Annotated in this window: 19 protein-coding genes; 7 read left to right on the top strand and 12 right to left on the bottom strand. The window is 51.3% G+C overall.

What is annotated here, in order from left to right; genetic code table 11:
* Positions 1–313: 313 nt before the first annotated feature.
* From L1D47_RS13170 to L1D47_RS13160, 3 genes are all read right to left on the bottom strand, one after another.
* Complete coding sequence (locus L1D47_RS13170) at positions 314–739, bottom strand: acyl-CoA thioesterase (protein ID WP_041511660.1); 426 nt, start codon at positions 737–739, stop codon at positions 314–316.
* A 153-nt stretch (positions 740–892) separates the two neighbouring features.
* Positions 893–1,954, bottom strand: a complete 1,062-nt coding sequence (locus tag L1D47_RS13165; RefSeq protein ID WP_239885442.1) for a 3-deoxy-7-phosphoheptulonate synthase — start codon at positions 1,952–1,954, stop codon at positions 893–895.
* A 166-nt stretch (positions 1,955–2,120) separates the two neighbouring features.
* On the bottom strand, positions 2,121–2,933 hold the full coding sequence (locus tag L1D47_RS13160; RefSeq protein WP_239885440.1) for a pyruvate, water dikinase regulatory protein: 813 nt from the start codon (positions 2,931–2,933) through the stop codon (positions 2,121–2,123).
* Between the two features lie 126 nt (positions 2,934–3,059).
* Here L1D47_RS13160 and ppsA point away from each other — a divergent pair, with 126 nt between their 5' ends.
* The 4 genes from ppsA to L1D47_RS13140 all read left to right on the top strand — a co-directional run bounded on the left by ppsA (position 3,060) and on the right by L1D47_RS13140 (position 9,574).
* On the top strand, positions 3,060–5,429 hold the full coding sequence (gene ppsA / locus L1D47_RS13155) for a phosphoenolpyruvate synthase (protein ID WP_239885438.1): 2,370 nt from the start codon (positions 3,060–3,062) through the stop codon (positions 5,427–5,429).
* Between the two features lie 109 nt (positions 5,430–5,538).
* Positions 5,539–8,592: an FAD-binding and (Fe-S)-binding domain-containing protein gene (locus tag L1D47_RS13150; RefSeq protein WP_239885436.1), complete on the top strand. Its 3,054-nt coding sequence runs from the start codon at positions 5,539–5,541 to the stop codon at positions 8,590–8,592.
* Positions 8,585–9,034, top strand: coding sequence for a DUF1285 domain-containing protein (locus tag L1D47_RS13145; RefSeq protein WP_239885434.1), 450 nt, complete (start codon positions 8,585–8,587; stop codon positions 9,032–9,034). Before L1D47_RS13150 ends, L1D47_RS13145 begins: the two co-directional genes overlap by 8 nt.
* A 123-nt stretch (positions 9,035–9,157) precedes the next feature.
* On the top strand, positions 9,158–9,574 hold the full coding sequence (locus L1D47_RS13140) for a MarR family transcriptional regulator (protein ID WP_041511654.1): 417 nt from the start codon (positions 9,158–9,160) through the stop codon (positions 9,572–9,574).
* A 568-nt stretch (positions 9,575–10,142) separates the two neighbouring features.
* Here the strand turns inward: L1D47_RS13140 and L1D47_RS13135 are convergent.
* Complete coding sequence (locus L1D47_RS13135; RefSeq protein ID WP_239885432.1) at positions 10,143–10,487, bottom strand: hypothetical protein; 345 nt, start codon at positions 10,485–10,487, stop codon at positions 10,143–10,145.
* A 249-nt stretch (positions 10,488–10,736) separates the two neighbouring features.
* A complete protein-coding gene (locus L1D47_RS13130; protein ID WP_041511652.1) occupies positions 10,737–11,768 on the bottom strand; it encodes a Glu/Leu/Phe/Val dehydrogenase dimerization domain-containing protein in 1,032 nt (343 codons plus the stop codon).
* Positions 11,769–12,024: 256 nt separating this feature from the next.
* Between L1D47_RS13130 and L1D47_RS13125 the strand changes: the two genes are divergently transcribed.
* A complete protein-coding gene (locus L1D47_RS13125; protein WP_041511651.1) occupies positions 12,025–12,474 on the top strand; it encodes a DUF4826 family protein in 450 nt (149 codons plus the stop codon).
* Between the two features lie 125 nt (positions 12,475–12,599).
* On the opposite strand, the gene L1D47_RS13120 is transcribed toward L1D47_RS13125, so the two are convergent.
* From L1D47_RS13120 to rluE, 6 genes are all read right to left on the bottom strand, one after another.
* Positions 12,600–13,733: a cupin domain-containing protein gene (locus L1D47_RS13120; protein ID WP_239885430.1), complete on the bottom strand. Its 1,134-nt coding sequence runs from the start codon at positions 13,731–13,733 to the stop codon at positions 12,600–12,602.
* 187 nt (positions 13,734–13,920) lie between these two features.
* Positions 13,921–15,291, bottom strand: a complete 1,371-nt coding sequence (gene purB, locus L1D47_RS13115; protein ID WP_041511650.1) for an adenylosuccinate lyase — start codon at positions 15,289–15,291, stop codon at positions 13,921–13,923.
* Between the two features lie 32 nt (positions 15,292–15,323).
* On the bottom strand, positions 15,324–15,941 hold the full coding sequence (hflD, locus tag L1D47_RS13110; protein ID WP_239885428.1) for a high frequency lysogenization protein HflD: 618 nt from the start codon (positions 15,939–15,941) through the stop codon (positions 15,324–15,326).
* A gap of 3 nt (positions 15,942–15,944) precedes the next feature.
* Entirely contained in the window at positions 15,945–17,060 is a 1,116-nt protein-coding gene (gene mnmA, locus L1D47_RS13105; protein WP_239885426.1) for a tRNA 2-thiouridine(34) synthase MnmA, read from the bottom strand.
* A 190-nt stretch (positions 17,061–17,250) separates the two neighbouring features.
* The gene (locus tag L1D47_RS13100; RefSeq protein WP_239885424.1) at positions 17,251–17,700 is read right to left on the bottom strand and encodes an NUDIX hydrolase; all 450 of its coding nucleotides are present in this window, start codon (positions 17,698–17,700) and stop codon (positions 17,251–17,253) included.
* Between the two features lie 11 nt (positions 17,701–17,711).
* Complete coding sequence (rluE, locus tag L1D47_RS13095) at positions 17,712–18,476, bottom strand: 23S rRNA pseudouridine(2457) synthase RluE (RefSeq protein WP_239885422.1); 765 nt, start codon at positions 18,474–18,476, stop codon at positions 17,712–17,714.
* Positions 18,477–18,799: 323 nt separating this feature from the next.
* On the opposite strand from rluE, the gene L1D47_RS13090 reads away from it, so the two are divergent.
* Positions 18,800–21,019 carry an NADP-dependent isocitrate dehydrogenase gene (locus L1D47_RS13090; RefSeq protein ID WP_239885420.1) on the top strand — a complete coding sequence of 740 codons (2,220 nt, stop codon included), beginning with the start codon at positions 18,800–18,802 and terminating at the stop codon, positions 21,017–21,019.
* Between the two features lie 130 nt (positions 21,020–21,149).
* Here the strand turns inward: L1D47_RS13090 and cspD are convergent, their stop codons facing one another.
* Positions 21,150–21,356, bottom strand: a complete 207-nt coding sequence (gene cspD / locus L1D47_RS13085) for a cold shock domain-containing protein CspD (protein WP_011865363.1) — start codon at positions 21,354–21,356, stop codon at positions 21,150–21,152.
* 244 nt (positions 21,357–21,600) lie between these two features.
* Between cspD and clpS the strand changes: the two genes are divergently transcribed.
* The gene (gene clpS, locus L1D47_RS13080) at positions 21,601–21,909 is read left to right on the top strand and encodes an ATP-dependent Clp protease adapter ClpS (protein ID WP_011865364.1); all 309 of its coding nucleotides are present in this window, start codon (positions 21,601–21,603) and stop codon (positions 21,907–21,909) included.
* The last annotated feature ends 19 nt before the right edge of the window (positions 21,910–21,928 follow it).

Raw genomic sequence — 21,928 nt, 5'->3', positions numbered from 1 at the left:
TTGCACTTGAAGGTAAAGTCAATGTAACAGATAAATGACTCAGTATTCTAATACTTTTGTGCCTGGGCAGCGGGATTTTTTCGTTTTTACAAGTAATTATTAGACTTAAGTCTAATATGGATGCGGGCGTGCCAATGATTTGGGCGTTCGAGAAATAGAAAGGCGAAGTCGAAAAAGGGGGAGGTAGAAAAAGGGTGAGGTAGTAGCGAAACAGGAGCTGGAGCAGAAGAATGGGAGCTGGGGCCGTGAAGCAAGAAAGGTTTTACAGCTAGGTCGGCAGGCATTTGCCTACCGACACAAAGCACTTTGGAGGCTAGCCTTCGCTCCACACCTTAGTGGGCTTACGCTCGTCATCCAGGGCCACAAAGGTAAAGACGCCGCGAATGGCGTGCTCGCGATGATCCTGGTACATATCTTCCACGAAAATGTTGACCTCAACCTTGAGGGAGGTGTTTCCCACATAGATAACGTTGGCGATGATCTCAGCCAGGGTGCCGGCGGGAATTGACTTATTGAAGTCGATACGGTCTGAGCTGACGGTCACTAGGGTCTTGCGGCAGAAGCGTGTGGCGGCGATAAAGGCGGTCTCATCCATCCAGGCCAGCGCCTCGCCACCAAAGAGCGTATTGTGGTGGTTGGTGATAGAGGGAAAAATCGCTTTGATCACTCGGGCTTCTGACTGTGCGATGCGGGCGCGAATCGCCTCAGAATACTGAGTTTCTGTATCGGTTAGGGGCATACGGCAACCTTAAGGTTATGCATTGAAAAAAACCGGCGGATTATACTGACAATCACGGCTAAATGACAGCGCTGTAACCCGGTAATGTGGCGCCTTTCATGGCAATAAAAAAGGCTTCACGAAGAAGCCTTTTTTATCGTGTACTCAATTCGCTTAGCCAAGTTTTGCCATGCGGGCCTTAGAAGCCTTGGCAAGATCCCTTAGCAGCTGCTCTGAGTCGGCCCAGTCGAGGCAGGCATCCGTGATGCTCTTACCATAGGTGAGCGGCTCACCCGCCACCACCTTTTGGTTACCTTCTTCGATAAAGCTCTCGGCCATGATGCCGGCGATCGCCGTCGAACCTGAGGCTACCTGTGCCATGATATCTTTGGCGACCTCGAGCTGACGCTTGTGCTGTTTCTGGCTGTTACCGTGGCTAAAGTCTACTACCATACGGTGAGACAGGCCCACCTCTTTTAGCTTCTGCGCCGCGGCCTGAATATCGGCCTCATGGTAGTTAGGCTGCTTACCGCCGCGCAATATGATGTGACCATAAGGGTTACCACTGGTGCGGTAAACGGCCATGGCGCCATCTTTATCGGGCGAGTAGAAGATGTGTGGCTCTTTGGCGGCACGCACCGCATCGATGGCGATGTTGATGTTGCCGTCGGTGCCGTTCTTAAAGCCGACTGGACAGGAGAGCGCCGAGGCCATCTCACGGTGGATCTGACTCTCTGTGGTGCGAGCGCCAACCGCGCCCCAGGTGATGAGGTCGGCAATATACTGACCGTTGACCATATCCAAAAATTCGGTGGCGATAGGCAGATTAAGCTCGGTGATCTCTTGCAGCAGGTGACGAGCCAGGCGCAGGCCTTTGTTGGCATTGAAGCTACCGTCGAGATCCGGATCGGAAATTAGCCCTTTCCAACCGACAGTGGTACGGGGTTTCTCGAAATAGACGCGCATCAGGATGCAGAGTGAGTCTTTAAGCTCTTTATGCAGCACGGCCAGGCGCTTGGCATAGTCGATGGCGGCCTGAGTGTCGTGGATAGAGCAGGGACCGATGATCACCAGAAGACGTTTGTCTTCACCGGTGAGAATGGCTTCAACTTCACGTCTCTGTTGAACCAGGTAGTCGGCGGCGTCTTGAGTAAGCGGGTATTCAGATGCGAGTTTAGCAGGTGAAATGGCCTTACATAGTAATGTGGTGCGTAGTTCGTCTGTTTTAATGGTCATTCAATATACCGAGCGTTTGTCTTGGCTTTCGCCTGATTGCCTCGGATTATAACGAATAGTTGCTAGCTGCACAGGGGTAAACAGATGAAAATTTCCGGTATTTGTCTACATCTGTGCAGTTAGCTTGCCATTTGGGGCCTTTCGCTTGCCCTTTATGACCGTCTGTTTAGAACATATGACGTTCTAGGCCGGTAACATCCAGGATCTTGGTGGCAATCTCTTCCACCGAATGATTGGTGGTGTTAACAAAAGGAATGCGCTCACGCTTATACATCATCTCTACCTCTTTCACCTCGATACGGCACTGTCTAAGTGAAGAGTAGCGACTGTTCTCCATGCGGCTCTGGCGGATCTCATGCAGGCGCACCGGATCGATAGTCAGGCCAAACAGCTTGTGTTTATTTCTCTTGAGTACTTCGGGCAGCTTAAGGTTATCCATGTCATCTTCGATAAAAGGATAGTTGGCAGCCTTGATACCAAACTGCATCGACAGATAGAGGCTGCTGGGGGTCTTGCCGCAACGTGATACGCCCAGCAGCACTATGTCGGCCTTGTCGATATGTTTCAGGGTCTGGCCGTCGTCGTTTTCCATGGCGTAATTGATGGCGTCGATACGCGCCTCATAACTGTGATTGGCCTTGCCGTGGGTTCTGTGGGTAACCGGGACCGCCTTGACGCCCAATTGATCTTCCAGCGGGGCGACGAAGGTGTTCAAGAAGTCGTAGTCGATGCACTCGCTGCTATAGATGATGTCTCGAATCTCGGCTTTTACGATGGAATGGAACACAAGTGGTCGTTCGCCTGTTGTAATAAAACAATCATTAATTTGTGCTTTTACCGCCTCGGCTTTCTGGGTTGTCTCGACAAATGGAATAGTAAGTGCTTCAAACTCAACTGGAAATTGAGACAGTACCGCATGGCCAAAAACCTCGGCCGTGATCGCCGTCCCATCTGAGATATAAAAGACTTTACGTGACATTTTGACCTCTTGTAGTAATAAAATTACAAATAAAATTATAGATTTACGCGTCTTGCTGTGGAGTGTAAAATGCCGCTGCCCTCGTGTGAAGGGGCCACACTGAAATAAACTTGCGGAGATAGAACTGTGCAGCAATATGTACTCTGGTATCAAGAATTAGGCATGGGTGACGTCAACAAGGTAGGCGGTAAAAATGCCTCTCTTGGGGAGATGATCAGCAATCTAGCTAATGCAGGTGTTCAAGTGCCTGGTGGCTTTGCGACCACTTCTTTTGCGTTCAATGAATTTCTTGAACAAAGCGGACTTAACCAGAAGATATACGAGACGCTAGAAGCTCTAGACGTCGATGACGTGAATGCACTCGCGACCGCAGGTGCACAGATCCGACAGTGGGTTATCGATACCCCATTCCATAGTGAATTTGAGCAGGTTGTACGTGAGTCGTACGACAAGCTTGCCTCAGAAACTAGCGATGCATCGTTCGCCGTGCGTTCTTCAGCGACCGCCGAAGATATGCCAGATGCATCATTTGCCGGCCAACAGGAAACCTTCCTGAACGTTAAAGGCTTCGACGCGGTACTGGTTGCCATCAAGCATGTATTCGCCTCGCTCTTTAACGACCGAGCTATCTCATACCGTGTACACCAAGGTTATGACCACAAAGGCGTTGCGCTTTCTGCTGGCGTACAGCGTATGGTTCGTTCAGACGCCGCCGCTTCAGGTGTGATGTTCACCATGGATACAGAATCAGGCAACAACGATGTGGTCTTCGTGACCTCTTCATTTGGCCTGGGTGAGATGGTTGTACAAGGCGCGGTGAACCCGGATGAGTTCTATGTTCATAAGCCAAGCCTGACAGCCGGCCACAAGGCGGTTGTTCGCCGCAACATCGGCAGCAAGTTGATTCAGATGGTTTACTCTGATGACCTGAGCCATGGTAAGCAGGTGAAGATTGAAGATGTGCCAGCCGAGATGCGTCGTCAATTCTCTATCAGCGATGAAGAGGTGATGGAGCTGGCTAAGCAGGCCATGATCATCGAGAAACACTATGGTCGTCCAATGGACATCGAGTGGGCCAAAGATGGTAACGACGGCAAGCTGTACATCGTACAGGCGCGTCCAGAAACCGTACGTTCACGTGAAGACGTGCAGCTGATCGAACGTTTCCACCTCAAGACCAAGAGCGAAGTGATTGGCGAAGGTCGTGCCATCGGTCACAAGATTGGTAACGGTACCGCTAAGGTACTGGCCTCTATCGAAGATATGGACCAAATCCAAGAAGGTGATGTACTGGTTACCGACATGACTGACCCAGATTGGGAACCAATCATGAAGCGCGCCAGCGCTATCGTCACTAACCGTGGTGGCCGTACCTGTCACGCGGCGATCATCGCCCGTGAACTTGGCGTACCGGCAGTCGTTGGTTGTGGCGACATCACCGACAAGATCAAGCATGGTCAGGAAGTGACTGTTTCTTGCGCCGAAGGCGACACAGGTTACATCTACGAAGGTATTCAAGAGTTTGACGTCATGTCATCTCGCGTCGATGCCATGCCTGAACTGCCGATGAAGATCATGATGAACGTGGGGAACCCAGACCGAGCGTTCGACTTTGCTCGCCTGCCTAACGAAGGTGTGGGCCTTGCGCGTCTTGAGTTCATCATCAACCGTATGATCGGTATTCACCCTAAGGCACTGCTTGAGTTTAACGACCAAAGCGCCGAGCTGCAGCAAGAGATCCATGAGATGATCGCCGGCTACGAGTCACCAGTAGAATACTATGTGGCGCGTCTGGTTGAAGGTATCGCGACTATCGCATCGGCCTTCCATCCGAAGAAAGTTATCGTACGCATGTCAGACTTCAAGTCTAACGAGTACGCTAACCTAGTCGGTGGTGACCGTTACGAGCCAGAAGAAGAAAACCCAATGCTGGGCTTCCGTGGTGCGAGCCGTTATATCTCTGAGTCGTTCCGCGACTGTTTTGCCCTTGAGTGTGAAGCAATTAAGCGTGTACGCAACGAGATGGGCCTGACGAATGTAGAGATCATGATCCCATTCGTTCGTACGCTGGAAGAAGGCCGTCAGGTTATCGAGCTGCTGAAAGAGCAAGGTCTGGAGCGTGGTAAAGATGGTCTGCGCGTCATCATGATGTGTGAGCTGCCTTCTAACGCCCTGCTAGCCGACCAGTTCCTCGAGATCTTCGATGGTTTCTCAATCGGTTCGAACGACTTGACCCAGCTAACCCTAGGTCTTGACCGTGATTCAGGCATCATCAGCCACCTGTTCGACGAGCGTAACGAAGCCGTTAAAGCCCTGCTGGCGATGGCTATCAAGGCCGCTAAGGCGAAAGGCGCTTACGTGGGCATCTGTGGTCAGGGTCCTTCGGACCACGCCGACTTCGCTGCCTGGCTGGTAGAGCAGGGCATCGACACAGTATCGCTTAACCCAGATACAGTGATTGATACCTGGTTATACCTGGGCGAAGCTCACGCCTAATTATTCTTTAGATAGAATAAGCTAATTGACGAAAGCCGCTTTTTAGCGGCTTTTTTTTGTTTATAATGGCAACATTATTTTAATAAACACCAATTGAAAAGAAGTCATCATGCTCCCAAAGTTATCCCATCAACAGACCCTAGAGCCTGTTTACTTGGCGTATCTCGACGCCCTTGCTCAAAGCAATTATTGTGGTGACATAGATAAGCGTTACAGTGCGCGTCTCGCCCAGGCAACGGATAACTCTGTGTACCAATTTTTGCCACAGGCGGTCTTATATCCTAAGACTCAGGCCGATGTCAGGCTGATCATGACCCTGGCGACCAAGCCTGAGTTTGATAAGGTGGTCTTCAGTGCTCGTGGTGGCGGTACCGGCACTAACGGTCAGGCGCTGACCCATGGTTTGGTCTTAGATCTGTCCCGTTACTTCAATCAGGTGATCGAGATTAACGAGAAAGAGCGCTGGGTGAGGGTACAGGCCGGGGTGGTCAAGGATGCGCTAAACGATGCGCTGCGCCCCCATGGTTTCTTCTTTAGTCCGGACCTCTCAACCTCTAACCGTGCGACCATGGGTGGCATGATCAACACCGACGCCTCGGGCGCAGGCTCGCTGGTGTATGGTAAGACTTCGGATCACGTGCTCGAGCTGACCAGTGTGCTGCATGATGGCAGCGTATTGGAAACCAAGCCACTGGACCTGCAATCGCTTGAGGCGCTCGACGCGCTCGAATTGCCCAGTTTAGGGGAGGCGCTGCAACGTGATATCGCGGCCATGACCCGAACCCACCGCGACGAGGTGGAGAAGCGTTTTCCCAAACTCAATCGTTTCTTGACCGGTTATGACCTGAAAAACGTCTGGAACGCGGCATTTGATGAGTTTAACCTGTCGCGCATTCTCACCGGCTCTGAAGGCACTTTGGCGGTGATCACCGAGGCCAAGCTGGACATCACGCCGCTGCCTAAGACCCGCATGATGGTCAACATCAAGTATGACTCTTTCCAGTCTGCGCTGCGCCATGCGCCGGACTTGGTTAAGGCCAAGGCGACAGTGGTTGAAACCGTGGATTCCAAGGTACTGAATCTGGCTAAGCAGGATATCATCTGGCATTCGGTGTCATCGCTGATCGAAGAGGTGCCAGGTGCCTCAATCGATGGCCTCAACATGGTGGAGTTTGCCGGTGAACCAGAGGAGGTCGAGGGGAAGGTTAAGCAGCTGCAGGCGATGCTAGATACTCAGCTAGCGGAAAACCAGGCTGGCCTGCTGGGTTATCAGGTTACCGCCGATAAGGCGAGCATCAACACCATCTATGCCATGCGCAAGAAGGCGGTGGGACTGCTGGGCGCGACCAAGGGAAGCCGTAAGCCTATCGCCTTTGCCGAAGATACCGCGGTGCCGCCGGAGAAGCTGGCGGACTTTATCATGGAGTTCAGGGCACTGCTCGACAGTCATCAGCTGCAGTATGGCATGTTCGGCCATGTGGACGCGGGTGTCTTACATGTGCGCCCGGCGCTGGATATGTGCGACCCGCAGGATGAGCGACTGCTCAAGACGGTATCGGATCAGGTGGCGGCCTTGACCCTCAAGTACGGCGGCCTGATGTGGGGTGAGCATGGTAAAGGGGTGCGAGGCGAATATGGCCCGTCGGTCTTCGGCGAAACCCTGTTTGGTCTGCTCGAAGAGGTGAAAGGTTATTTCGATCCGCATAACAAGCTTAATCCGGGTAAGCTGGTGGCGCCCAAAGGCAGTGGTCCGCTGCTCTATAACGTCGACAGCGTTAAGCGCGGCGCTTTTGATCGGCAGATCCCGGTCACAACTCGTGAAGCTTTCCCCGATGTGATGAACTGTAACGGCAATGGCCTCTGTTTTAACTACAGTGCCTATTCGCCTATGTGTCCCTCCTTCAAGGTGACCGGAGACAGAGTGCAGTCGCCCAAGGGACGTGCAGGTTTGATGCGCGAATGGTTGCGTCTCTTGGAGGCAGAAGGGGTCGATGTCGAGGCCTTGGCGAAGGCCAAGCCCCTTGGTTGGTTGCAGCGTACCCAGAACACCCTGAAGAAAGAGCGTGAGTATGATTACTCCCACGAGGTGATGGAGTCATTAAAGGGCTGCCTGGCCTGTAAGGCTTGCTCGTCGCAGTGCCCGGTGAAGGTAGACGTGCCCAAGTTTAGGGCGCAGTTCTTTAACATCTATTACCAGCGTTATCTGCGTCCGGTAAAAGATTACCTAGTCGCGGGTATCGAGCAGAGTCTGCCCCTGATGGCCAAGATGCCCCAGGTGACTAATTTTGCCTCACAGAACAGGCTGAGTCAGTGGGTGATAAAGCAATCTATCGGCTACGTGGATGCGCCAGCGCTGTCGGTGCCGACGCTCAAGCAGCGTCTAGAGAATCATGCCTGTCGTGGCTATGATCTGAATGCGCTGCAACAGATCCCACAAGCCGAGCGCGATCAATATGTGCTCGTGGTACAGGATCCCTTCAACAGTTTCTACGAGGCCGAGACGGTTTATCACTTCATCAAGCTGATCGAGAAGCTGGGCCTTAAGCCCGTGTTACTGCCCTTTAAACCTAATGGTAAGCCGATTCATATTAAGGGCTTCCTGGATAAATTTGCCAAGACGGCTCAGTCCAGCGCCGATTTCTTAAATCAGGTGCACGCCCTGGGTATGCCTATGGTGGGGGTCGATCCTGCCATGGTGCTTTGTTATCGCGATGAATATAAAGAGATCCTGGGCGAGCGTCGTGGTGATTTCAACGTGCTGCTGGCCAATGAGTGGCTGCTTAAGGTGATTGACGCCAAGGCTCCTTTGGGTGAGGCGAAAGAGTCGACTAAGCAGTTTACCTGGTTCAGCCACTGCACCGAATCGACGGCCAAACCCAATACGGCTAAAGAGTGGCAGGCGATCTTCAGCGCATTTGGCGCCGAGCTAAGTACCGTCAGCCTGGGCTGTTGCGGCATGGCGGGCACCTATGGCCATGAGAGCGACAATCTTAGGCGCTCCAAGGCCCTGTATGAGATGTCTTGGGAGAAGGCCATAGAGTCGATGCCCAAGGAGCAGATATTGATCTCGGGTTACTCTTGTCGTAGTCAGGTTAAACGCTTCGGTGGCTTCAAGCCTAAGCATCCGGTGCAGGCGCTACTGGGTCTTATCGACCATGGCTAATAACCAGCCGGATTCGGCGTTGCAGCAATTCACGCAGGGTGTTCCCCTGTGTGATGAGGCACCCCTGTTTCATATCGATAACCAGGGGGGTTGGTTTTACCGAAATGAGCCGTTGCCCGATAAATTTTGTCGCCTGTTTGCCACCATTTTACATCTAACGCCTGAGGGATATCTGTTGATGACCCCGGTTGAGAAGGTGAGGGTGGACGTCGCCGAGTTTCCCTTTATTATCAATGATTATGAAGAGACACAAGATGGGAATTTTATCCTGATCAGCTCTATCGGCACTCAGTTCCAGCTGGCCGGGCGTGATGCCTTTGTGGTGGACGAGGCGGCAATATCTGTCTCCTTAGGGAGGGGATTATCGGCTAAACTTGGAAGAGCCTGTTATTATCGTTTTATCGAGCAATACCTGCTAAATCCAGAGGGCGACGTTAAGTAATGCTTAACCCTTTCTAAGATAAGACAATTGGTTTTTCGTTACGAATTAGCGTTAGCCGAGCCCTAGTTTCTTTAGGACCAGATGTTAGTATTAATGCATGACCACTGTATCTGGAGGTGCTGATTGAAACACTATGAAAGCTTGGGATACCTGGTATCTCATCTTAATATCGAGCTTCAAAAAGCCTTGGATGAGAGGCTAAAGCGCTATGAGCTGGACATTAAACTCTGGCCTGTCCTGTTTGCCCTATGGCAGGAGGAGGGGATCACCCAGACCGAGCTGTCCAAGCGCTGTGATGTGGCTAACTACACCATGACCCGCCTGTTGGATCAGTTGCAGGTACAGGGCTATATCACCCGTCATCAAGAGGCGGACAATCGTCGCGCCTTTAAAATTTTCCTTACAGACAGTGCCAAGGCATTAGAGCAAGATCTTATCTGCGAGGCCGAACGGGTCAACGAGCAGTTTCTCGGTAATCTGTCTGAAGACGAATCCCAGCAATTTATCTACCTCCTCAATAAGATCAATGGCCTATCCTAGGGCCTAATATCTCACTCCACTCATTGCAACACATGGTAAAGCGCCGAAACCTTTAGTCATGGTGGTATCAGTCCTGAGTCTGTCCGCTGGTATCGATATCTCGAGGAGAGATGGCTTTGATTCACTTAGGGCTTGCATGCAACGGCACTATTTCAAGGAGCGTACAGGCGAATAATAGGCATATGCAACAGGATTTAGTGGTCACTCGGTGAGGGTGGCAATAATCGACTATCTGAGCATCCAGGGCGCCAGTACAGGGAAGGCTAGCCAGGCACTGCTTGCTCTGCGTGTGCTTAAAGTGGATAGATGCTAGGCACAGTTTGCAGCGAATGGCCCTAGTCCTTCGCAAGAACTGTAACGCAGCAAATACCGCTGTAAGCCTCGCCCTGCGGGGCTTTGATAGCAACACCATTTCGGCGTTATTCAACTTCAGCAGGCCTCGGCATGCCCTCAGTTGAATGCCTTGAACTGTCGCTGCTATCAAAGCCAGAGCTGTGCGACGACTTGTTCGCACCTTCCTTAGTGTGTTCCGGATGCTGTAGGCGCCGAATAATATTGTTACTTGGGGTCACACCGCCAATAGCATGCCTAGGCTAGATACAGCCATGACTATGATGACAGATTGCAGCAGCATACGACTTTGCATCAGGTTTTCCTTTCCCTGTTTGATGCTGGTGATCAGGCGATTTTGCTTGTAGATGCGGCAGATCATCTGCTCGCTGTTGGGATCGATTAACAGTTGAAACTTACAGGGGGCGCCACTGTTCAGTTTCACCTCATGTTCGCTCTTGGGGCCGAAATTAAGCTTACGCGACACCCGCTTGCCGTTAACAAATACCTGCTCAAGGCCTATCCAGTTACTGGCCTGTAACTCCACCAAATCCTGATTAAAGTGGTACTTGAAACTAATCATAATGCAATCCTAGCGAAGATGATGAGCCTCTAAGTCAAGCAGAGGAATATGACATTTTCCAGTACGCCTCTGTGAAAAATCTGTGTCTGAAAATTATCTCTTTGGCGGTAAAAGAAAAATCTAAGTAGAAAAATTTTGCGGGATTCTGGTGCGTGTCGAAGGGGAATATCATTGTGCAAGATATGGATTACGGGCAATAAAAAACCACCGAACTTGTCGGTGGTTTTTCTATTCGGCAATCGTTATTTACTACTTTTCGCCATTGATGATGGCGCGGGCCAGTTCATCGGCAACATCGGCAGTAGTGCGGTTTTGCGCATCAGAAAGTTCGAAGATCTTCAGCAGTGTGTTGTAGATTTCTTCTACCTTGGCGGTAGACTTCTGCGCGTCATAATCTTTCTCGAACGAGACGTTGATGATACCACCTGCGTTGATCACATAATCAGGCGCATACAGGATGCCTAGCTCTTTGAGCTTCTCGCCATGGCGTAGTTCGGCAAGCTGGTTGTTGGCGCAACCTGCGACAATCTTGGCCTTCAGCAGCGGAATCGTGGTGTCGTTGATGGTGGCACCCAGGGCACATGGCGCATAGATATCGACATCCTGATGGTAGATATCTTGAGGCGCAACAACGGTAGCGCCAAATTCGGTGGCAACCTTGTCCAGTGATGACTGGTGAATATCGGTGACGATCAACTCGGCGCCTTCTTCGTGCAGGTGACGACATAGGTAGTAACCTACGTGGCCAACGCCCTGAACGGCAATCTTAAGGCCCTTGAGGCTATCCAGACCACGCTGGTGCTTAACGGCGGCCTTGATACCCAGGTAGGTGCCAAGCGCTGTAAATGGTGATGGGTCGCCGCTCTGACCTTCAAGACCCGCCATGTATGGGGTTTCTTGGTGAGCGATCATGATGTCACTGGTCGACACGCCCACATCTTCTGCAGAGTAGTACTTGCCACCCAGAGTATGAATACAACGACCGAAGGCGCGGAACAGGGCTTCACGGTTTTCAACTTTTGGATCGGCGATGATCACCGACTTACCGCCACCCATGGCCAGACCGGCGAGGGCGTTCTTGTAGGTCATGCCACGAGAAAGACGCAAAACGTCGGTCAGCGCTTCGTCATCAGACTCATAGTTCCACATTCTACAACCGCCGACTGCTGGGCCTAGGTTGGTGTTGTGGATGGCTATGATTGCACGTAAGCCACTTTCTTTATCATGACAAAATACGACCTGTTCGTGGTCATCAAATGAGATATGATTAAATACTGCCACTTTATGAGTTCTCCGCTTGGGAATTAAAACGCCGAATGCCAGAGAGGCTGCTTCGACGGCTTGTTATATTTATTGCAGAACGATAGCATTTAGCGATACTCTCAACAAAGCAAAGATTGGTATTAATTGTGATCGGCGTGGCAATTTTGCTTTCCACTTTACGTTAACGTAAAGTTGTGTGTGAATTTTCACGCAATATGCGGCTTGCCAGCACCATTTCGCCCTTCACAGCATAACTATAACAATAGGAAGCAGTATGACGGAACAAGCAGTCGAAAACACCAAAACGCTCACTCCAGAAGAACAAGAAGCCCTGACACAACAATGGGTTAAAGAGCATTTTCAGAAGGCAAATCGCTTCCTGGCAGAAAAAGGGGTGATCCCAAGTAAAGTGATTGCCGAAGAGAGCCGTTACCTTGCGCCTTTCCTCGCGGTATGGAAGATGGAGTCTAAGCAGCCAAAGCCACAGACCTTCTGGGTGATGTCTGGCGACCTGCCTTCAGACTATGTCGATGTTAAGGTGGCCGCCACCGCTCGCGAAGCCATTCGCCATTTCTCTATGATGTGGCAACTTAAGGCGGAAAACCTGATTAAATCTGGAGCCGTAAAAGACAAGACTCAGGCGCAGTTTGCCCAGCTGTTGGTGTCACGCGCCGAGAGTCTGTATCAGATCCAAAACGACGAGAAATTGTGGAAAGAAGGCTAGGCGTTTTAAACAGCCAAAGCTTGTAACAACAGCCTTTAGCGCAATAAAAAAGCCGCCCATTTGAGGCGGCTTTTCGGTCTTTTCTGTCAACTATTTACTGGGTATCAGTTATGCTCTAAGCGCTTTTAGGCCAGATAGGCATAACCCGAGTTGAGCAGCCAGACAAAATATTGCCCAATGGCTTGCTGCTGGCAGAGACTCAATGCCTGCTCGCCCTCGAAGCTGAATGCATCGGCTAGCAGCATAAGTTTATCATCCAACTCATCGGCTTCTTTAAAGGCGTAGATCTCGCCATTGATAAAGAGTCTGGTCTGTTTATCGCCTTCGAGGCGAATCACCTTAAGCCCGCCGATGCGCTGCAATGTGGCGCCGTCTTCTAATGCCCCCATTACCTCTTCTAGGGTGTAGTTATCTCCTTGCTCACACAGGTCAAGCTCGAAGCGGTTCTGGCTCAAGGTTTGGCCCAGTACGGTTTGATAGTGAGCGGGCTGAGATAAGATCTCATAGACCAGGGCTAACATGCCTTGTTGCTGCTCAACACTCAAAAGGCCAGGGCTCGCCGGCTCTTGATTTGAGGTAAAGCGCTTGTTGCCGCCGTTGGTGTCGATGAGGTGATCGGCAATGCTGCTAAATAGCTCCTGTTGGCTGGGCGCGCGAAAACCTATGGAGTAGCTTAGCGCGGTTTCCAGTGTCTCGCCGCGGTGGGGAAAGCCCGGCGGGATATAGAGCATGTCGCCGGCTTCGAGTACCACATCCAGGATGGGCTCAAAATCATCGATCAGCGCCGTGTGGGTATCACCGCCGCGGGGAGCGTATTGCCCCTTGGCGCCGACTTTCCAGCGCCTTTTGCCTTCGCCCTGGAGCAAGAAGACATCATAGTTGTCGATATGGGGGCCGACTCCGCCGCCTGGCGTGGCATAAGAGACCATGAGATCGTCGAAGCGCCAGTCGGGAATGAAACGAAAGGCGTTAACGAGTGGTTCCACATCCGGGTACCAATGGTTGACGGCCTGTACCAGCAGCTGCCAGTTGGCCTCGCCGAAGGGGGCGTAATCTTCTATGGGACCCTGGATGATCTCCCAGTTGTCTTTCTTCGTCAGCACGATGCGTGAGGCGACCTCTTCTTCGCAGGCGAGTCCCGCCAGTTCATCTGGGGCGATAGGGTCTTGAAAGTGCGCGAAGGCGCCCTTGATCACCAGAGGTTGTTTCTGCCAGTGGTTGGCTAAAAATGCTTGCGTGTCGAAGTTGGGAGTATACATGGGGTCGGTCGTCTGGCCTGAGTAATAGGGGGCAGTATATGCCGAAAATTAAGCTTATTCTGAAAGCTACTTACTTTAAAAACTAGCTACTTGCTTTAAAAACTAGCTATTTTTAAACTACTTGTTGTCAAAATAATAGAGGCGGTAAGCTGCTGCCTACCGCCTCTTGTTGGGTGTTAAGGGATGATTACTTTAAGTCATCCACAAACGCTTCGGCGCGGCCAATGTAGTTGGCAGGCGTCATCTTCTTCAGCTCAACCTTCACGTCGCTTGGTAGCTCAAGATTGTCGATGAACTGCGCCAGTTGCTCGCCGTCGATACGCTTACCGCGTGTCAGCTCTTTGAGTTTCTCGTATGGCTTCTCAATGCCATAGCGACGCATAACGGTTTGTACTGGCTCGGCCAAGACTTCCCAGTTCTGATCCAGCTCTTCACGCAGATGAGTCTCGTTCACTTCGAGCTTGCTGATCCCTTTCAGGGTTGCCTGATACGCGATGAGCGAGTGCGCCATGCCGACACCTAGGTTACGTAGCACAGTCGAGTCGGTCAGGTCACGCTGCCAGCGAGACACAGGCAGTTTAGCTGCCAGATGCTGCATCAGGGCGTTAGCGATACCCAGGTTACCCTCTGAGTTTTCGAAATCGATTGGATTAACCTTGTGTGGCATGGTCGATGAACCGATCTCGCCGGCAACCGTCTTCTGCTTGAAGTGGCCCAGGGCGATATAACCCCAGATGTCGCGGTCGAAGTCGATCAGCACTGTGTTGAAGCGAGCAACGGCATCGAACAGTTCGGCGATATAGTCGTGTGGCTCAATCTGTGTGGTGTACGGGTTCCAGTTAAGGCCCAGGCTGGTCACGAAGCGCTCTGACAGCGTGTGCCAGTCAACTTCAGGGTAGGCCGACAGGTGAGCGTTGTAGTTACCCACGGCGCCATTGATCTTACCCATGATTTCGACGGCTTGGATTTGCTTAAGTTGACGCTCAAGACGCACGGCAACGTTAGCCATCTCTTTACCTAAAGTAGAAGGTGAGGCAGGCTGGCCATGGGTACGTGACATCAAGGGGACCGAACGATATTCATGGGCCAGTTTCTTCACGCCGTCGACGATCTGCTGGCAGTATGGCACCAGCACCTGCTCGCGGGCTTCGCTGAGCATCAGGCCGTGAGACAGGTTGTTGATATCTTCCGAGGTACAGGCGAAGTGAACAAACTCGCCGATGGCGGTAAGTTCGCTGTTATCGGCGATCTTCTCTTTGATGAAGTACTCTACTGCCTTCACATCGTGGTTAGTGGTGGCCTCGATGGTCTTAACGCGTAGCGCATCTTCTTCGCTGAAGTTGTCTTTGATCTGGTCGAGCAAGGCCAATGCGGCTTCGCTAAAAGGAGGAACTTCTTCAATTTCTGGGCAGCTGGACAGCAGCTTTAGCCAGTTGATTTCGACTTGAACACGGTATTTGGTCAGGCCGTACTCGCTGAAAATCCCTCGCAATGAGGCGGTTTTACTACCATAACGGCCGTCTACCGGAGAGATAGCAGTTAGTGCGGAAAGTTCCATTAGAAGCTCCTTTAATGAACTTAACTTATTATTTATAGGGTGAGGCTTTTCTTAGCTGTATCAACTATTGTTTTTCGCGAGAAGACAAGGTGCCTGCGCTTGCCTCCAAGTTGGCGCCACAAGACTGCACTGCGCATGGCAGCTAGCAGCAGGGCGCGTATCTTATGTTGCACCATAGGTTGTTTCAGGTACTCGGGATTGCCCGAGATCTGTATCTTGGGGCCTAAGGTGCTGATTATATCGCTGTAGATGCCGGCGAAGTTGGCAACCACCTGCTCATCGGTAATGGCAAAGTGGTGCAGCTGGCGATGTACTTGATTGATGCGCTCGGCCAACATGCCCATGGCATTTGAGTTGCGTGATAGCTTACGCTCCAACGCCAGGATACCGATAAGATAGCGGGTCACTTCGACATCTTTCTGTTTGTCATCGCCCAGCTGATTCAAAATCAGCTGGTAACCTCGATTCAGTGCGACCTTGTCTTGATAGACATCGGCGGTGCTGTCGGGATTGGTGACCATGATGGTGTTCAGACAGGCGCCAAGCATCTCATCGTCAGCCTGGCCATGTCTGGCAACCTTTTGTACCTGACCAATCGCCTGCAGTATGCCGGCAAAGGCCATGGTTCTGTCGAATATCGGTTCGCTCACGGCTTACTCTCTAATCAAACTGTCTATGATGCCACCGCCCAGGCAGACCTCGCCGTCGTAAAAGACGGCAGATTGACCCGGGGTCACGGCCGCAACGGGCTCGTCGAAGAGCACCTTGATGCGATCTTCCCCTTCATAGGTGAGGGTACAAGCCACATCCTGTTGACGGTAGCGGGTCTTGACCGTGATTTTAGCGCCATCTTTTGGCCCTTTTCTGTCGACCCAGTGTAGCTGATCGGCATAGAAACCAACGGACATGAGGCGAGGGTGCTTCCCCCCCTGACCGACAACCAGCACGTTGCGCTCGAGATCTTTATCGACCACATACCAAGGATCGTCATTGCTGTTTTTCATGCCGCCGATCCCCAGCCCCTTGCGTTGGCCTAGGGTGTGGTACATCAGGCCCTGATGCTCACCTATGACTTCGCCTTCGGCTGTCTCTATCTTGCCGGGTTGCGCCGGCAGGAAGGTGCGCAGAAAATCGGTGAACTTGCGCTCTCCGATAAAGCAGATACCTGTGCTGTCCTTCTTGTCGTGAGTAACCAGTCCCATCTTCTTGGCTATCTCGCGCACTTCACCCTTTTCCAGTTCACCTACAGGGAACAGGGAGCGGGCGATCTGCTCGTGGCTCAAGGTGTAGAGGAAGTAGCTCTGGTCTTTGTTACCATCGACGCCACGTAGCATCTGGCTTTGGCCCGAGGCGTCGCTGCGGCGTACATAGTGGCCCATGGCGATGTAGTCGGCGTCTAAGATATCGTCGGCAAACTCGAGAAATGCCTTAAACTTGATCTCTTTGTTGCACATGATGTCTGGGTTAGGGGTACGGCCTGCCTTGTATTCGGCGAGAAAATACTCGAACACATTGTCCCAGTATTCGGCGGCAAAGTTGACCGTGTGCAGCCTGATCCCGAGTTTGTCACAAACGGCTTGGGCATCTTTAAGATCTTCGGCTGCGGCGCAATACTCGTCGGTATCGTCCTCTTCCCAGTTTTTCATGAACAGGCCTTCGACCTGATAGCCCTGTTGCATGAGGAGATACGCCGAAACAGATGAGTCGACACCGCCGGACATACCGACGATCACTTTTTTACCGTTTGGATTGGGTTCGATTGCTGCCATAAATCCTAAAACCATTAAATTCGTGTAGCTATGGTGACGTTTTCTGCGGTTGAGCAAGCTCATTTGCCTGCGCTCTTTTGCCTGCTTAGTTGAGTGCCTTCTTACAAGTAAATTGCGCACTACATGCTGGGAAAACCACCACCATAATATGCGGGGGCATATTCTATCATGCATTGTGACTTTGGGCTAACTAGAGAAAGCGGCTATTGACCACCTCTGTCGAAAAGAGTGTTCCCTGATGAAAGTCGTCAATACATTGCAATACTAAGGGGCTTCTGAGTTGCGTCTTAAGCTCGGCTATCTCATCATATGTCATCCACAGGGCGCGGCGAATCGCGCTATCCTGCGGGGCGGGCGTTAGCTGCTCATTGAGGACACAAGCATAGGTGAAGCGCAGAAAGGCCAGGTCTTCATTTGCCTGAAACTGATAGATGTTGATCAGCGACTGCACTTGGATGCTAAGGCCTGTCTCTTCCCATACCTCACGTTCGCAGGCTTGGTTTAGGCTCTCAAAGGCTTCCAGGTGACCGGCGGGCTGATTATAGGTGAGCTTGCCGTCGATTAACTCCTCGACCATCAGGTATTTGTCTTCACTGGCGATCACGCAGGCGACGGTGACATTGGGTTTATAACGTTCCATCTATTACCTCATTAGGATTGGGGCAGCACCTTATAATCGCCGTTTGCGATCTCATCCAGGCTCCATTGACCTATTTTATAACGAATCAATCTTAGGGTCGGGTAGCCCACGTGGGCGGTCATGCGCCTGATCTGACGATTACGTCCCTCGCAGATGGTGATCGCCAGCCAGCTGGTGGGGATCTGTTTACGCTCTCTCACCGGCGGGTTACGGGGCCAGATATTCGGCTCGTCGATGCGCTCGACCTTGGCGGGCAGAGTCGGACCATCTTTTAGGCTAACCCCCTCTCTGAGCGCTTTGAGCGCCTCGTCGCTGGGAATGCCTTCGACTTGCACCCAGTAGATCTTGTCGGTTTTCTTCTTAGGCTCTGTGATACGCGACTGGAGCTGACCATCGTTGGTGAGCAGTAACAGCCCCTCGCTGTCTCTGTCGAGTCTGCCGGCGGCGTAGACATCTTGAATCGGGATAAAATCCTTCAATGTCTGACGTCCCTGTTCATCGGTAAATTGGCATAAGACGTCAAAGGGCTTGTTAAATAGCACTATGACTGGGTTTTGCGGCCTTGGCTTCGGCTTAGTCCCTGGCTTGCCTTTGGGACGGGGCTTGTAGTGACCTTTAGTCTTAACGCCTTTTGCCGATGGTGCTGCCGAGCCCTGCTTGTGCTGGCGATGATTCCCCTTGGCATTGAAGTCAGGAGATTTGGACGATGTGGCGTCTTTTCTTGCGCCCCTGCGTTTATTAACTGGCTGATTGGCTCCGGGTGTTTTTTGGGTCACGAGACAAACTTTTGGCTGAGTGTATGCTAATGCTGACATTGTACTGTGCATTGGCCATTAGTGGAATTTGAATATTGGCGTGAATGATTTATGATGTCGGCCAACTAAATGTGATCGATAGCAAAACGTGAACAGCTTTTGAGATGTTAAACGCGCTTTGTTTTGCATTAAATCGGTTTAAGTGTCAGGGCATGGCCCCAGGGCGTTCACCCTTACAGTTTCTCCTTTTCATGCCTCGCATTCGCCATCGTAAAATTATAATAATGACATCATAGTTGTTTGATTCATAAACGATTTATTTTACAAAAACGTAGGAAGTAATAATGAACGATAATCCAACGATCATCTATACGGAGACCGATGAAGCTCCGGCTCTCGCGACCCTCTCTCTGTTACCTATTATCAAGCATTTCACCGCAGCTGCGGGTGTCGGCGTCGAGACACGTGACATCTCATTGTCTGGCCGCGTTATTGCCAATTTCCCCGAATTCTTAACCCCAGAACAGCAGATCTCTGATGCCCTTGCCGAGCTGGGTGAACTGGCCACTAAGCCAGAAGCCAACATCATTAAGCTGCCTAACATCAGTGCCTCGATCCCACAGCTGAAGGCCTGTATCAAGGAGCTGCAAGACAAAGGTTATGCACTGCCTAACTATCCTGATGAGCCGCAAAATGACGCAGAAGCCGATATCAAGGCCCGTTACGACAAGATCAAAGGTAGTGCCGTTAACCCTGTGCTGCGTGAAGGTAACTCAGATCGCCGTGCGCCAACGTCGGTGAAAAACTACGCCAAGAAGAATCCACACTCAATGGGCGCCTGGAGCCGTGACTCTAAGTCTCATGTTGCGCACATGGAAGCGGGTGATTTCTATGGTAGCGAGCAATCGGTTACCATCAACGAGCCGACTAGCATAGATATCCTGTTTGAAGGTAAGGATGGCAGCGCTAAGACTCTGAAGTCTGGCCTTAAGTTACTGGCGGGTGAGGTGATTGACGCATCGACCATGAGCAAGAAAGCCCTGGTTGCCTACATGGAGCGCGAAATCGAGGCGGCTAAGGCCGAAGATGTGCTGCTGTCGCTGCACCTAAAAGCCACCATGATGAAGGTGTCAGATCCTATCATGTTCGGTCACGCCGTTAAGGTGTTCTACAAGTCGCTGTTTGACAAGCATGGTGAGCTGTTTGAAGAGCTCGGCGTGGATGTTAACAACGGTTTTGGTGACGTGTATGCCAAGATTGCTAACCTGCCTGCAGACAAGAAGGCCGAAATTGAAGCCGATATCGCGGCTATCTACGCCGAGCGTCCAGCCCTGGCTATGGTCGATTCAGACCGTGGTATCACCAACCTGCATGTACCAAGCGATGTGATCATCGATGCCTCTATGCCGGCGGCGATTCGCTCTTCCGGTCAGATGTGGGGCCCAGATGGTAAGCTGAAGGATACTAAGGCGCTTATTCCAGATCGTTGCTACGCTGGCGTGTACCAGGAGACTATCCAATTCTGTAAAGAGAATGGTGCCTTCGACCCAACCACCATGGGCAGCGTGCCAAACGTGGGCCTGATGGCTCAGAAGGCCGAAGAATACGGTAGCCATGACAAGACCTTCGAGATCGCCGCAGACGGTGTGGTCAAGGTTGTCGATGCCGCCGGAAATCAGTTGATGTCTCACGATGTCGAAGCCGGTGATATCTGGAGAATGTGTCAGGTTAAAGATGCACCTATCCGCGACTGGGTTAAGCTTGCCGTTAACCGTGCGCGTCTGTCATCGACACCTGCCGTATTCTGGTTAGACGAGAACCGTGCCCACGACGCGCAGCTGATTGCCAAGGTAAACAAATATCTGCCAGAGCATGATACCGATGGGTTAGAGATCCACATCATGGCGCCTGTGGCCGCAACACGCTTCTCGCTAGAGCGTATCAAGCAGGGTCTGGATACCATCTCGGTAACGGGTAACGTACTGCGTGACTACCTGACGGATCTGTTCCCAATTCTTGAGCTGGGCACCAGTGCCAAGATGCTCTCTATCGTGCCGCTAATGAGTGGTGGTGGACTGTTTGAAACCGGTGCAGGCGGCAGCGCGCCTAAGCACGTTCAGCAGGTTGAGAAAGAGGGTCACCTGCGTTGGGACTCTCTAGGTGAATTCCTAGCACTGGGGGCGTCACTCGAACACCTAAGCCAGAACTACGACAACCCTAAGGCACAGGTATTGGCCGATGCGCTGGATAACGCAATCGGTAAGTTCCTCGATGAAAACCGCTCACCATCACGCCGTGTGGGTGAGCTGGATAACCGTGGTAGTCACTTCTATCTGGCGATGTACTGGGCACAGGCGCTGGCCGCTCAGGAGACTGATGGCCAGCTAAAGGCGCAGTTTGCACCGCTAGCCGAAGCCTTGACCAGTAACGAAGCCAAGATAGTTGCCGAGTTAAATGGTGCTCAGGGTCCTGCGGTTGATTTAGGTGGTTACTATCGCCTGGATATCACTAAGGCCGAAGCGGCGATGCGTCCGAGCGCAACGCTGAATCAGTTGCTGAGCTAATAAAAGTTAAGTAAATAAAGAGGGCGCCATGGCGCCCTTTTTTATTGATTGTTTTAGGTGTTGATGGGCGTTTAAAAATGCAATAAAAAAGGCAGGGATAACCCTGCCTTTTTTGTTTTGGCCCCACTAACTATTTAGTGGGCGATATCGCTGACGCGTGCATCCCTTTAGGCCCCTGTTCCACCTCGAATTGGACTGATTGGCCTGCTTTTAGAGTTCGATAGCCTTCCATTTCAATGGTAGAATAGTGTGCGAAAACGTCTTCACCACCAGCTTCAGGGCAGATAAACCCGAATCCTTTGGCGTTGTTGAACCATTTCACAGTTCCGTTTGCCATACTTCCACTTCCTTCTGTTGTTTACTGACCAGTAAGATAGTAAAACTTATGAGACGGGGTAAATTCACCGCTCGTTGAACAGAATGAAACCAGTAAAAGCGGATGTCAAGATCAATTTAACAAAAAGGCAACATTTGCGTTATATTCGTCAGCAATTGGTTCTAATGGTCGGATGAGTAACAGGTTTATCCCGGCTGGTCAGCAACTTTTGGAAGAAGCCAAAACTAGAGGCTAATATTGAAATATGGGTAAAGTAGGTAATATTGAGCATATTGAAGAGCGTGCGGAAACAGAACTCATGCCGCCTTCGATGTACAAAGTGATCTTAAACAACGATGACTATACCCCGATGGACTTTGTCATCGAGGTGTTACAACTCTTTTTTAATAAAAATGAACAAGAAGCCACAGATATCATGTTGGCAATTCATCATCAGGGTAAGGGAATTTGCGGCGTTTTCCCTTTCGGCATTGCAGAAACCAAGGTCGCACAGGTAAATCAGTTTGCAAGACAAAACCAACATCCGTTACTGTGTTCATTAGAGAAAGCCTGAATATCGAAGTTTTGTGATT

The sequence above is a fragment of the Shewanella sp. Isolate7 genome, assembly GCF_022398425.1.
Lineage (GTDB): Bacteria > Pseudomonadota > Gammaproteobacteria > Enterobacterales > Shewanellaceae > Shewanella.
The sequence above is the reverse complement of the archived record's forward strand: the minus strand, read 5'-3'. Positions and strand labels throughout refer to the sequence as shown.

Bases quoted from the DNA above. Each gene is read 5' to 3' on its own strand.
- L1D47_RS13170 (WP_041511660.1), bottom strand. From the start codon at position 739: ATGCCCCTAACCGATACAGAAACTCAGTATTCTGAGGCGATTCGCGCC.
- L1D47_RS13165 (WP_239885442.1), bottom strand. From the start codon at position 1,954: ATGACCATTAAAACAGACGAACTACGCACCACATTACTATGTAAGGCC.
- L1D47_RS13160 (WP_239885440.1), bottom strand. From the start codon at position 2,933: ATGTCACGTAAAGTCTTTTATATCTCAGATGGGACGGCGATCACGGCC.
- L1D47_RS13150 (WP_239885436.1), top strand. From the start codon at position 5,539: ATGCTCCCAAAGTTATCCCATCAACAGACCCTAGAGCCTGTTTACTTG.
- L1D47_RS13145 (WP_239885434.1), top strand. From the start codon at position 8,585: ATGGCTAATAACCAGCCGGATTCGGCGTTGCAGCAATTCACGCAGGGT.
- L1D47_RS13135 (WP_239885432.1), bottom strand. From the start codon at position 10,487: ATGATTAGTTTCAAGTACCACTTTAATCAGGATTTGGTGGAGTTACAG.
- L1D47_RS13125 (WP_041511651.1), top strand. From the start codon at position 12,025: ATGACGGAACAAGCAGTCGAAAACACCAAAACGCTCACTCCAGAAGAA.
- L1D47_RS13120 (WP_239885430.1), bottom strand. From the start codon at position 13,733: ATGTATACTCCCAACTTCGACACGCAAGCATTTTTAGCCAACCACTGG.
- purB (WP_041511650.1), bottom strand. From the start codon at position 15,291: ATGGAACTTTCCGCACTAACTGCTATCTCTCCGGTAGACGGCCGTTAT.
- mnmA (WP_239885426.1), bottom strand. From the start codon at position 17,060: ATGGCAGCAATCGAACCCAATCCAAACGGTAAAAAAGTGATCGTCGGT.
- L1D47_RS13100 (WP_239885424.1), bottom strand. From the start codon at position 17,700: ATGGAACGTTATAAACCCAATGTCACCGTCGCCTGCGTGATCGCCAGT.
- L1D47_RS13090 (WP_239885420.1), top strand. From the start codon at position 18,800: ATGAACGATAATCCAACGATCATCTATACGGAGACCGATGAAGCTCCG.
- cspD (WP_011865363.1), bottom strand. From the start codon at position 21,356: ATGGCAAACGGAACTGTGAAATGGTTCAACAACGCCAAAGGATTCGGG.
- clpS (WP_011865364.1), top strand. From the start codon at position 21,601: ATGGGTAAAGTAGGTAATATTGAGCATATTGAAGAGCGTGCGGAAACA.